Below are 11,869 nucleotides of genomic sequence, written 5' to 3'. Positions count from 1 at the left end.
CACCACCGAAAGGAACACCGAGATGTCGCTCTCATCCGCGACCCTTCTCCACGCCGTCACCCAGAGCCCGGACGGTCCGCCGCTGCTGCACGCCGACGCCGGCGCGGACCCGGTCGGCTGGGCCGACCGGCACCGTACGGCGCTGCGGGCCGTCGTCGCCGAGCACGGCTGCGTCCTGGTCCGCGGCCTCGGCCTCACCGACCCGGCCGGGACCGAGACCGTCTTCCGGCGGCTCACCGACTCCCTGATGCCCGACCGGGAGCCGTTCGCGCCCCGCCGCACCTACGCGGAGGGCGTGTACTCCGCCACCAAGTGGCCGACCGACCAGCCCATGTGCCTGCACCACGAGTCGAGCTACGCGCTGGACTTCCCCGGACTGCTGCTCTTCGCCTGCCTCGACGCGCCGACCGAGGGCGGCGCGACCCCGGTCGCCGACGCCGAGGCCGTCCTGACCTCGCTGCCCACCGCACTGGTGGACCGCTTCGAGCGGGAGGGCTGGCTGCTGACCCGGAGCTACCACGAGGAGATCGGGGCATCGGTCGCCGAGGCCTTCGGCACCGAGGACCGGGGCGTCGTGGAGCGCTACTGCCGGGCCCAGGGCATCGACTTCGCCTGGCAGTCCGACGGTTCGCTGCACACCCGCCAGCACCGCGCCGCCGTGCTCCGCCACCCGGTCACCGGCCGCCGCTGCTGGTTCAACCAGATCGCGTTCCTGAACGAGTGGACGATGGAGCCCGAGGTCCGCGACTACCTGATCGACGTCTACGGCGCCGACGCGCTGCCCTTCAACACCCGCTTCGGGAACGGCGATCCGGTCGACGCGGACATCGTGTCGGCCATCAACGGGGCCTACGACGCCCACGTCCGGCGCACGCCGTGGCGCTCCGGCGATCTGCTGCTGGTGGACAACATCCGTACCGCGCACGGCCGGGACCCCTTCGAGGGCCCGCGCGAGGTGCTCGCCGGACTCGGCGACCCGGTACGGCTCACGGACTGCGCGCCGACAGGAGGGGTGAGGGCGGCATGAGCGAACTCGACATTCCCACGTTCGCGGTCGTCAGCGGCGAACAGGTCCAACAGGCCCTCGCCGGGCGGGAGTCGGAGATCGGCGAACTCGTCGAGGCCACCTACCGGCTGCACGGCGCGGGCGACTCCGTGAACCCGCCGTCGTACTTCCTGCGCTTCCCCGACCGCCCCTCGTCCCGGATCATCGCGCTGCCCGCGTCGCTGGGCGGGCCGCTGCGGGTGGACGGCCTGAAGTGGATCTCCAGCTTCCCGGGGAACACCGGCTCGGGGCTGCCCAGGGCATCGGCGGTGCTGATCCTGAACGACCCCGACACCGGCTATCCGTACGCCTGCCTGGAGAGTTCGGTGATCAGCGCGACGCGTACGGCGAGTTCGGCGGCGCTCGCGGCCGAGAAGCTCAGCCAGGGGCGGACGCGTCCGCTGCGGGTCGGGTTCGTCGGGACCGGCCTCATCGCCCGCTATATCCACACCCATCTCCGGGCCACCGGCTGGGAGTTCGAGGAGACGGGCGTGTACGACCTGTCCGCGGACAGCGCGGAGGGGTTCCGGGGATATCTGGAACGGTCGGGCGCGCAGGGCCGGATCACCGTGCACGACAAGGCCGAAGGGCTTATCCGCTCCAGCGACCTGCTGGTCTTCGCGACGATCGCCGGTTCGCCGCACATCCACGACCCGGCCTGGTTCGACCACCATCCGCTGGTCCTGCACGTGTCGTTGCGGGATCTCGACCCGGCGATCCTGCTCGCGTCCGCGAACTTCGTGGACGACGTCGAGCACTGCCTGAAGGCCGACACCTCACCGCATCTGGCCGAACAGGCCACCGGCGGGCGGGAGTTCATCGACGGCACGCTGGACGACGTGCTGACCGGGCGGGTGAGCGTACCGGCGGACCGCACGGTGGTGTTCTCGCCCTTCGGCCTGGGGGTGCTGGACCTCGCGGTCGGCAGGTTCGTCCATGACGAAGTGGCTCGGCGGGGCGAACTGCGCGTCGTCGACGGGTTCTTCCACGAGCTGCGCCGGTACGGCTGACGGCGATCGTGGCGCACCACTAGGGGGGAAATACATGGCTGTGATCTCCGATCCCGCGGAGTTCAACGAGGACGAGCTCTACGTCGACCTGCGGGCCTCGCTGGGCCTGCCGCTCTATCTGAAATGTGAGGGGTTCAACTTCGCCGGCTCGATCAAACTGAAGGCCGCCACCGAGATGGTGGACGCCGCCGAGCGGGACGGCGTCCTGCGGCCCGGCTCGGTGCTGGTCGAGTCGTCGTCCGGGAACCTGGGGGTGGCCCTGAGCGTGATCGCGGCGAGCCGCGGCTACGGGTTCCTCTGTGTGACCGACAGACGGTGCAACCTGCCCACGGTGCAGCTGATGGAGACGCTGGGCAGCCGGGTCCACATCATCGACCAGCCGGACGGGCACGGCGGTTTCCTGGGCGCCCGGATCGCGTACGTACGCGCGCTGTGCGCCTCGGACGAGCGGTACGTGTGGCTCAACCAGTACACCAACCAAGGGAATTGGCGGGCGCACTACCGCACCACGGCACCCGCCATCGCCCGCCGGTTCCCGCAGCTGGACGTGTTGTTCGTGGGGGCCGGCACCACCGGGACCCTGATGGGCTGCGCGCGCTGGTTCTGGCAGTGGCGGCGCCGGGTGCGGATCGTCGCCGTGGACGCGGTCGGCTCGGTCACCTTCGGCGGGGAGGCGGGACCCCGGATGATCCCGGGGCTCGGCACCAGCGTGGGCTCGCCCTTCCTCGACGAGTCGTACATCGACGACGTGATCCATGTCGAGGAGACGGACACCGTGCAGACCTGCCGCCGACTGGCCGCGCGGGGCTTCCTGTTCGGCGGGTCCACCGGCACGGTCGTCAGCGGGGCCGGGCAGTGGCTCGCCCGGAACGGCTGGCCGGACCGACGGCACGGCCCGACCGCCGTGGCGATCGCCCCTGACCTGGGCGAACGCTATCTGGACACCGTGTACCGCACGGGCTGGCTGGAGGAGGAGGCGGCCGGCACCGAGATACTGGCGGCCATGTCCCAGTCGGCCTGACGGCGGCGGCGGTGGCCGTTTCACCGCGGAGATCCGGACCACCGCCGTCCGCACGGGTAGGTTCCAGCCATGGCACGCACCACCCACACCGTGACGAACCAGCCGCCCCCACTGGTCGGGTACGACGTCTTCACCGCCGACCGCGTCCTGACCTCGGCGGTCGAGCGGCACACTCCGCCCGAACTGCTCACCGAGGTGCGGGACGACCTCTCCGCCCTGGGCCGCGCCGCCGGCTCGGCCCAGGTGCAGGAGTGGGGTGCGCAGGCCAACGACAACCCCCCGGGCCTGCGCACCCACGACCGTTTCGGCAACCGGATCGACGAGGTCGAGTTCCATCCGGCCTGGCACCGGCTGCTCGGCAAGGGCGTGGCCGCGGGACTGACCAATGCCTGGCACCGCCCGGCCGGACATGTGCGGCGGGCCGCCGGATTCCTGGTCTGGACCCAGGTCGAGGCCGGCAACGGCTGCCCGCTGTCGATGACCCACGCGGCGGTGCCCGCCCTGCGTACCGACCCCGCGCTCGCCGCCGAGTGGGAGCCCCGGCTGACGTCCATGGTCTACGACCGTGAGCTGCGGCCCGCCCATCTCAAGGCCGGGGCGGTCTTCGGGATGGGCATGACGGAGAAGCAGGGCGGCAGCGACGTCCGCGCCAACACGACGACGGCGCGACCGCTCGCGGAGGACGGGACGTACGAGCTGACCGGCCACAAGTGGTTCTGTTCGGCGCCGATGTCCGACGGTTTCCTGGTGCTGGCGCAGGCGCCCGGCGGGCTCACCTGCTTCCTCGTGCCGCGCGTGCTGGCGGACGGCACCCGCAACGTGTTCCTGCTCCAGCGTCTCAAGGACAAGCTGGGAAACCGGTCGAACGCCTCCGCCGAGGTCGAGTTCGACGGGACCTGGGCGCGCCGGGTCGGGGACGAGGGGGACGGGGTGCGGACCATCATCGGGATGGTCGCGGCGACCCGCCTCGACTGTGTGCTCGGCTCGGCCGGTCTGATGCGGCAGGCCGTCGCCCAGGCCGTCCACCACACCAGTCACCGCGAGGCGTTCGGCGGCAGGCTCCTCGACAAGCCGCTGATGCGCAATGTGCTGGCGGATCTCGCCCTGGAGTCGGAGGCGGCGACCACGCTCGGACTCCGACTCGCCGCCGCCTACGACGACGGCGGTGAACAGGAGCTGGCGTTCCTGCGGTTGGCGGTGCCGGCCGCCAAGTACTGGGTGACCAAGCGCTGTTCGACGGTCGCGGTCGAGGCGGCCGAGTGCCTGGGCGGCAACGGCTACGTGGAGGAGTCCGGACTGCCGCGCCTGGTACGGGAGTCACCGCTCAACTCGGTCTGGGAGGGCGCCGGGAACATCCAGGCCCTGGACGTACTACGGGCGTTGCAGCGCGAGCCGCAGGCACTGAACGCCTTCCTGGTCGAGGTCGGCCGGGTGCGCGGCGCCGATCACCGGCTGGACGGCGCCATGAAGAACCTGCTCGTCGAACTCGCCGACCTGGACGGCATCGAGGGCCGCGCCCGGCGCCTGGTCGAGCGGATCGCCCTCGTACTCCAGGGGGCACTGCTCGTACGGCACGCGCCGCCGGAGGTCGCCGACGCGTTCTGCGCGTCCCGGCTGGGCGGCGACTGGGGTGCCAGCTTCGGCACCCTGCCGCCGAGCCTGGACCTGGCGTCGATCGTGGAACGCGCCCGGCCGACGGCCTGAGCCGCAGCCGCGCAACGCGAGGGTGGTGCTGCGCCGACACGGCACCACCCTCGCAGCGTGGGACAAGTTTCAGACACCGTACGGCCGTTCACCAGGGTTGCAGAGGGTTGCAACTTGGTGGCCACTGTGTTCGGAGTGTCTCCCTCCGTCACCGCGGGGCGGCACTATGAGAACAACAGTCGATACGGGACCGGAGAGAAGGACCCATGGTGAATCCGCCGGCCGCCCCGACGCAGCACGCCACCGTCGACGCGGCCCGGACGGCACGGATGCTCGGCGACGCCCGGCACACCACGCTCTCCGGGCAGCGTGCCCGCACCCCTCCACGCCCGGTGATCGAGGAGTCCTGGGAGCGCGCGTTACGCGGCGGGACCCACCCCGACCACGATCTGCGCACCGGACTGCTCTCCCGCGAGGAGGTCGAACGGCGGCGCGGCACAAGCCCGTTGCGGCACGTCCTGCCGGTACTGCGGGAGGGCCTGGTGTCGGTCGCGGACGCCGCCCACCACATCGTGGTGATCGCGGACGACGACGGCCGGGCGCTGTGGCGCGAGGGCAGCGCGGCCGTGCTGCGCAAGGCCGACGAGGTCGGCATCGAGGTCGGCACCGACTGGCGCGAGGACGTCATCGGCCCGAACGGCGTGGGCACCCCGGCGGTCGTCCGGCGGCCCGTGCAGGTCTTCGCCGCCGAGCATCTCTCGCGCGCGCTGGCCGCGTTCACCTGCGCGGGCGCCCCGATCACCGACCCCAGGGACGGCCGGCTGATCGGGGTCGTCGACGTCAGCGGTCCGCTGGAGACCATGCATCCGGCCACCCTCGCCTGGGTCGACTCGGTGGCGAAACTCGCCGAGGCCCGGCTGCGCGAACTGCACATGACCTCGCTGGAGCGGCTGCGCGCGGTGGCCGCGCCGATCCTGCCCCGGCTCGGCGGCCAGGCCCTGGTGGTGGACCGGGACGGCTGGACCGCCGCGGTCACCGGAATGCCGTATGTGAAGCGGATCGCGTTGCCCAAGTCGCCCTCGGCGGGCCGACGTTGGCTGCCCTCGCTCGGGCTGTGCTCGCTGGAGCCGCTGGCCGGGGGCTGGTTGGTCCGGGCCGCCGACGAACCCGGGCCGCGCGCGGCCTCCCGGATCGTCCTCGATCTCGCGCTGCCGCGCCGCTGGTCGGTGACGGTGTCCGGCTGCGCAGGCTCCTGGACTCATGAACTCAGCCCCCGGCACGCCGAGTTGCTCTATCTCCTGGCCCTGCACCGCACCGGCCGCAGTGCGGCGGGCCTGGCCGAGGACATGTTCGGCGACCCGGGCCGCACGGTGACCGTGCGCGCCGAGATGTCCCGGGTACGGCGCTATCTCGGGGCGTTCCTCGAGCACCGGCCGTACCGCTTCTGCGAGGACGCGGAGGTCGAGGTGCTGCTGCCGGACGACCCGCGGGAGTTGCTGCCGTACTCGACGGCACCGGCGGTCACCAAGGGGCGGAGGCCGGTCCCGACGCCGTAGTGGACAGGTGGCGCAAAAGACACGTCGGGCGGCATCTTCCGCATAATTGCAGGGTCTTGCCCATGGGGCGGCTCCGACTGCCGTAGCATCCCTCTACGGGCCACCCCACCTGCTCCCTGGTCAACGCACGGATCACCAGGCGCAGTTGGCTCGCTCCGGGAGGACACTTATGGGTGCACGTGGGCGACATCGCCGGCGCAAGCGGGGCAGGGCGCTGCGTGCGGCGCTGGCCGGGGCCGCACTCGGCCTGACCGCCGCCGCGACGATGATCAGTGCCTCGCAGGCGACGGTGAGTTCCGATCCCGGGGCGCTGAAGCCGCTCACCTCGGCTTCCGCACTGGGGAAGTTGGAGCTGCGGGAGACACTTGAGCCACAGCGGTCGCTGGACCGGCTGGCCTCCGCGATGGGGCGTCCGGTGGGCGTCGACACCGTACTGAAGAGCGCCGACCACACACTCCGCGACGCCGCCGACTGCACGGCGGACGAGAAGGCCGCGCTGCCCGTCGAACCGGCGGCCACCCGCGCGTACTGCTGGGACAGCGGCGACGCGGCCGACCCCGCGTGGACCCCGCGCTCGGTGACGACCTCGGGCGACGCCGACGAGGACGGCTGGTGGGGCTCGAACCGGGTGATCCTCTCCGGCTGGAGCGCGAACAGCGGCGGCCTGGCCAAGGTCGCCTTCGTGAACGCCGACGACCCCGGCCGGCTCACCTACACCTGGGCCCTCCTCGCCGTACCGACCGACGGCGGGCGCGACTACCGCGGGCTCGTCTCCAAGGTCTCCGGGATGGTCTGGTACGAGGACAAGCTGCTGGTCACCACCAGCAGCGGGACCCGCGACGCCCTGTACGTGTACGACATGAACCGCATCCAGCGCGCCACGGTGACGGCCTCCGCGGTCGGCCGGGTGCGCGAGGGCTGGTCGGCCGCCGGGTACCGGTATGTGCTGCCCGCCGTCGGGTCGTACCGGCTGACCGGCGACAGCTCCGCCACCGGACCCGTCGGTCTCTCGCTGGACCGCAGCACGGTGCCGGACAGTCTCGTCGCCAGCGGCGGGAAGCAGCTGTGGCGCTATCCGTTCAGCCGGGATCCGGCGCGGCCGGGGCTGCTCGCCACCGACTCGGCGAGGCACGCGGTGCCCGAGGAGGCGTACGCGACGAAGGTCCCCGGCGTCGGGGGCGTGCTCGCGTACGGGTCCTCCTGGTATCTGAGCGGCGCGGCCCGGGAGCAGAGCGGGCACGGCTCGCTGTGGCGGCAGGACGCGAAGGACGCGCGGGACACCGAGTGCGGGGCCGACGAGACACACCAGTGCTGGAGCCCGGGGACCGACTCCCTCTCCTACTGGCAGGAAACGGGCGAGGTCTGGTCGGTCTCCGGCCGGATGCTGTTCGCGCTGCCGCTGACCTCGATCGACCGCGCCCTCGATTGATCCGCTGATCGACAGATCCCCCGGCCGGATGATTCCCTGACGGGCATGACGAACACCCCCGTGACCACCTGGTCCCTGGAGCAGACCGACCCGCGCGACCTCCTCCCGGCGATCACGCCGGACGGAGACGTGCGGATCGTCCGCGCCGAGGTGCCCTCCCCCGAGTTCAGCCGCTTTCTGTACGCGTCCGTGGGCGGGGACATCCTCTGGATCGACCGGCTCGGCTGGACGTTCGCGCAGTGGCAGGAGCACCTGGACCGGCCGGGCACGGAGACCTGGGTCGTGTACGACCGGGGTACGCCCGCCGGGTACATAGAACTGGCCGCGCAGGACGACGGCGTCGTCGAGATCGCCTACTTCGGACTGATCCCCGCCTTCCGCGGCCGACGCCTCGGCGGCCACCTCCTCTCCTACGGCACCGCCCGCGCCTGGGACCTCGCGGACCGCTGGCCGGGGCGGACGCCCACCAGCCGGGTCTGGGTGCATACCTGCAGCCTGGACGGGGTGCACGCGATGGACAACTACCAGCGCCGGGGCTTCAAGCTCTTCGACACGCAGGTCGAGGAGATGGCGCTGGTGCCCACTCCGGGCCCGTGGTCAGGGGCCTACCCGGTCTGACCTGCGCCGACAAGACCACGCGCACGTCATGTGACTGATGACACCTTCGTCTCACATAGCGGGACCAGGGTGTCCGCATGACGGACGAAGCTGGACTGTGTCCAGATCGCCGTGACACGCTTCCGTCATGTCTGGAACTGGGATTGCCTTGGTGAGTCGGCGGCACGTCGACCTCGGCCGCATGTCCAGCGCCATCTGTCCGGCGGGCTAGCCGAGCCGCAGCCCCCGGAATTCCCGTATCTGCCCCACCCTGCGCAAAGACGCGCACGTATGCCCGCATGCGCCCGTACGCGCAGGTCAGAGCCGATCACCCGCCTGTCCCGGAGGACGTAGAACCATGGCCGCCACTCCCGAGAACCCTGCATCCGCAGCGCCCCGCCGCAAGGTGAGCCGTCACCGCGGTGAGGGTCAGTGGGCCGCCGGACACTTCACTCCGCTCAACGGCAACGAGCAGTTCAAGAAGGACGACGACGGTCTCAATGTGCGGACACGCATTGAGACGATCTACTCCAAGCGCGGCTTCGACTCCATCGACCCCAACGACCTGCGCGGCCGTATGCGCTGGTGGGGGCTGTACACCCAGCGCAAGCCCGGGATCGACGGCGGCAAGACCGCGATCCTGGAGCCGGAGGAGCTGGACGACAAGTACTTCATGCTGCGCGTCCGCATCGACGGCGGCCGGCTGACCACGGACCAGCTGCGGGTGATCGGCGAGATCTCGCAGGAGTTCGCGCGCGGCACGGCCGACCTCACCGACCGGCAGAACGTGCAGTACCACTGGATCCGCATCGAGGACGTGCCCGAGATCTGGAACCGCCTGGAAGCGGTCGGTCTCTCCACCACCGAGGCCTGCGGCGACACGCCCCGCACCATCCTCGGCTCCCCGGTCGCCGGTATCGCCGAGGACGAGATCATCGACGGCAGCCCGGCCATCGACGAGATCCATCGCCTGTACATCGGCACCAAGGAATTCTCCAACTTGCCGCGCAAGTTCAAGACGGCGATCTCCGGCTCCCCGCTCCTCGACGTCGCGCACGAGATCAACGACATCGCGTTTGTCGGCGTCAACCACCCCGAGCACGGCCCCGGTTTCGACCTGTGGGTCGGCGGCGGCCTGTCCACCAACCCGAAGATCGGCGTCCGGCTCGGCGCCTGGGTCCCGCTGGACGAGGTCCCGGACGTCTGGGCCGGCGTGATCGGCATCTTCCGTGACTACGGCTACCGGCGCCTGCGCACGAGGGCCCGCCTGAAGTTCCTCGTCGCCGACTGGGGCCAGGAGAAGTTCCGCCAGGTCCTGGAGGACGAGTACCTCAAGCGCAAGCTCGTCGACGGCCCCGCCCCCGCGCAGCCCGTCCAGCGCTGGCGCGACCACGTCGGCGTCCACCGCCAGCAGGACGGCCTCTTCTACGTCGGTTTCGCGCCGCGTGTCGGCCGCGTCGACGGCACCACGCTCACGAAGATCGCCGAGCTGGCCACGGCGCACGGCTCGGGCCGGCTGCGCACCACGGTCGAGCAGAAGATGATCGTGCTCGATGTGGCGGAGGACCGGATCGACTCGCTGGTGGAGGGCCTCGAAGCCCTCGGTCTCACCGCGAAGCCCTCGCCCTTCCGGCGCGGCACCATGGCCTGCACCGGCATCGAGTACTGCAAGCTCGCGATCGTCGAGACCAAGCAGCGCGGCATCACGCTCATCGACGAACTGGAGCGCCGCATCCCGGAGTTCGACGAGCCGATCACCATCAACATCAACGGCTGCCCGAACGCCTGCGCCCGTATCCAGGTCGCGGACATCGGTCTCAAGGGCCAGTTGGTCCTGGACGACAAGGGCGAGCAGGTCGAGGGCTTCCAGGTGCACCTCGGCGGCGCCCTCGGTCTGGAGGCCGGTTTCGGCCGCAAGGTCCGTGGCCTGAAGGTCACTTCGGAGGAACTCCCGGACTACGTCGAGCGGGTGCTCACCCGGTTCCAGCAGGAGCGCGAGGACGGCGAGCGCTTCGCCGCCTGGGCGACGCGCGCCAGCGAGGAGTCACTGTCGTGAGCGAGCGCGCCGCCCCCTTCTACTGCCCCTACTGCGGTGACGAGGACCTGCGTCCCAACGAGCAGGGCCATGGCGCATGGGAATGCGCGGCATGCAATCGGGCCTTTCAGCTGAAGTTCCTCGGGCTCCTCGCCCGGGGTCTCCAGCAGACCGACGCAGGGGGAGAACAGATATGACGACGACTCAGAAAGCGCGCCCCACCGACGACTTGAAAGCCCTCGCCGAGCAGGCGGGGAAGGATCTTGAGGACGCCTCCGCCCTTGAGATCCTCCAGTGGGCGGTCAAGACCTTCGGCAAGCAGTTCTGTGTGACCTCCTCGATGGAGGACGCGGTGGTCGCCCACCTCGCCTCCCGCGCGATGTCCGGCGTCGACGTGGTGTTCCTCGACACCGGCTACCACTTCCCCGAGACCATCGGCACCCGCGACGCGGTCGAGGCCGTGATGGACGTCAACGTCATCACCCTCACCCCGCGCCAGTCGGTCGCCGAGCAGGACGCCGAGTACGGCCCTCAACTGCACGACCGCGACCCCGACTTGTGCTGCAAGCTGCGCAAGGTGCAGCCCCTTGAGCAGGGCCTCACCAAGTACGCGGCCTGGGCGACCGGACTGCGCCGCGACGAGTCCCCGACCCGGGCCAACACCCCGGTCGTCGGCTGGGACGAGAAGCGCCAGAAGGTCAAGATCTCGCCCATCGCCCGCTGGACCCAGGACGACGTGGACGCCTATGTGGCCGAACACGGCGTCCTCACCAACCCGTTGCTGATGGACGGCTACGCGTCCGTCGGCTGCGCGCCCTGCACCCGCCGGGTCCTCGAGGGCGAGGACGCGCGCGCCGGCCGCTGGGCGGGGCGCGGCAAGACCGAGTGCGGGCTGCACGAATGACCATCACCGAGAAGGAGTTGCACGTGACGACCGGAGCCACCGTCTGGCTCACGGGTCTGCCGAGTGCCGGCAAGACCACCATCGCGTACGAGCTGGCGGGCCGGCTGCGCGAGGAGGGCCACCTCGTCGAGGTGCTCGACGGCGACGAGATCCGCGAGTTCATCTCGGCGGGCCTCGGTTTCAGCCGCGAGGACCGGCACACCAACGTGCAGCGCATCGGCTTCCTCGCCGAACTGCTCGCCCGCAACGGCGTCAAGGCGCTCGTCCCGGTCATCGCGCCGTACACCGACAGCCGCGAGGCCGTCCGCAAGCGGCACCAGGAGAGCGGCGCCGCCTATATCGAGGTGCATGTGGCGACCCCGGTCGACGTGTGCTCCGTACGCGATGTGAAGGGTCTCTACGCCAAGCAGGCCGCCGGTGAACTGACCGGGCTCACCGGGGTCGACGACCCGTACGAGGAGCCCGAGTCGCCGGACCTGCGGATCGAGTCGCAGCACCAGACCGTGCAGGAGTCGGCAGCGGCACTCCACGCGCTGCTCACCGAGAGGGGACTGGCATGACGGCGACCGTCGCCAAGGCCGAGGACGGTACGGACACGCCGTACGCCCTCTCGCATCTGGACGCTCTG

General features: G+C 70.9%; 12 protein-coding genes. All 12 read left to right on the top strand.

The window, feature by feature from the left end; translation table 11 throughout:
• Positions 1-22 precede the first annotated feature (22 nt).
• Complete coding sequence (locus JHN45_RS10685; RefSeq protein WP_200711898.1) at positions 23-1,027, top strand: TauD/TfdA family dioxygenase; 1,005 nt, start codon at positions 23-25, stop codon at positions 1,025-1,027.
• Positions 1,024-2,055, top strand: a complete 1,032-nt coding sequence (sbnB, locus tag JHN45_RS10680) for a 2,3-diaminopropionate biosynthesis protein SbnB (protein ID WP_201048818.1) — start codon at positions 1,024-1,026, stop codon at positions 2,053-2,055. The genes JHN45_RS10685 and sbnB overlap by 4 nt, the downstream gene beginning before the upstream one ends.
• Before the next feature lie 34 nt (positions 2,056-2,089).
• Positions 2,090-3,076: a 2,3-diaminopropionate biosynthesis protein SbnA gene (gene sbnA / locus JHN45_RS10675; RefSeq protein ID WP_200711896.1), complete on the top strand. Its 987-nt coding sequence runs from the start codon at positions 2,090-2,092 to the stop codon at positions 3,074-3,076.
• Positions 3,077-3,145: 69 nt separating this feature from the next.
• On the top strand, positions 3,146-4,780 hold the full coding sequence (locus JHN45_RS10670; RefSeq protein ID WP_201048817.1) for an acyl-CoA dehydrogenase family protein: 1,635 nt from the start codon (positions 3,146-3,148) through the stop codon (positions 4,778-4,780).
• Between the two features lie 206 nt (positions 4,781-4,986).
• On the top strand, positions 4,987-6,276 hold the full coding sequence (locus JHN45_RS10665; RefSeq protein ID WP_201048816.1) for a GAF domain-containing protein: 1,290 nt from the start codon (positions 4,987-4,989) through the stop codon (positions 6,274-6,276).
• Between the two features lie 169 nt (positions 6,277-6,445).
• Positions 6,446-7,705, top strand: coding sequence for a hypothetical protein (locus tag JHN45_RS10660; RefSeq protein WP_200711893.1), 1,260 nt, complete (start codon positions 6,446-6,448; stop codon positions 7,703-7,705).
• Positions 7,706-7,750: 45 nt separating this feature from the next.
• Entirely contained in the window at positions 7,751-8,323 is a 573-nt protein-coding gene (locus JHN45_RS10655) for a GNAT family N-acetyltransferase (protein ID WP_200711892.1), read from the top strand.
• A 127-nt stretch (positions 8,324-8,450) separates the two neighbouring features.
• Positions 8,451-8,534 carry a putative leader peptide gene (locus tag JHN45_RS54665; RefSeq protein ID WP_309500612.1) on the top strand — a complete coding sequence of 28 codons (84 nt, stop codon included), beginning with the start codon at positions 8,451-8,453 and terminating at the stop codon, positions 8,532-8,534.
• A 126-nt stretch (positions 8,535-8,660) separates the two neighbouring features.
• Positions 8,661-10,358, top strand: a complete 1,698-nt coding sequence (locus tag JHN45_RS10650) for a nitrite/sulfite reductase (protein WP_200711891.1) — start codon at positions 8,661-8,663, stop codon at positions 10,356-10,358.
• Positions 10,355-10,534 carry a hypothetical protein gene (locus JHN45_RS10645; protein WP_200680024.1) on the top strand — a complete coding sequence of 60 codons (180 nt, stop codon included), beginning with the start codon at positions 10,355-10,357 and terminating at the stop codon, positions 10,532-10,534. The genes JHN45_RS10650 and JHN45_RS10645 overlap by 4 nt, the downstream gene beginning before the upstream one ends.
• Entirely contained in the window at positions 10,531-11,241 is a 711-nt protein-coding gene (locus JHN45_RS10640) for a phosphoadenylyl-sulfate reductase (RefSeq protein WP_201048815.1), read from the top strand. Before JHN45_RS10645 ends, JHN45_RS10640 begins: the two co-directional genes overlap by 4 nt.
• A gap of 23 nt (positions 11,242-11,264) precedes the next feature.
• Complete coding sequence (gene cysC, locus JHN45_RS10635) at positions 11,265-11,801, top strand: adenylyl-sulfate kinase (protein WP_043685608.1); 537 nt, start codon at positions 11,265-11,267, stop codon at positions 11,799-11,801.
• The last annotated feature ends 68 nt before the right edge of the window (positions 11,802-11,869 follow it).

The organism is Streptomyces sp. MBT53 (genome assembly GCF_016654115.1).
Lineage (GTDB): Bacteria > Actinomycetota > Actinomycetes > Streptomycetales > Streptomycetaceae > Streptomyces.
The sequence above is the reverse complement of the archived record's forward strand: the minus strand, read 5'-3'. Positions and strand labels throughout refer to the sequence as shown.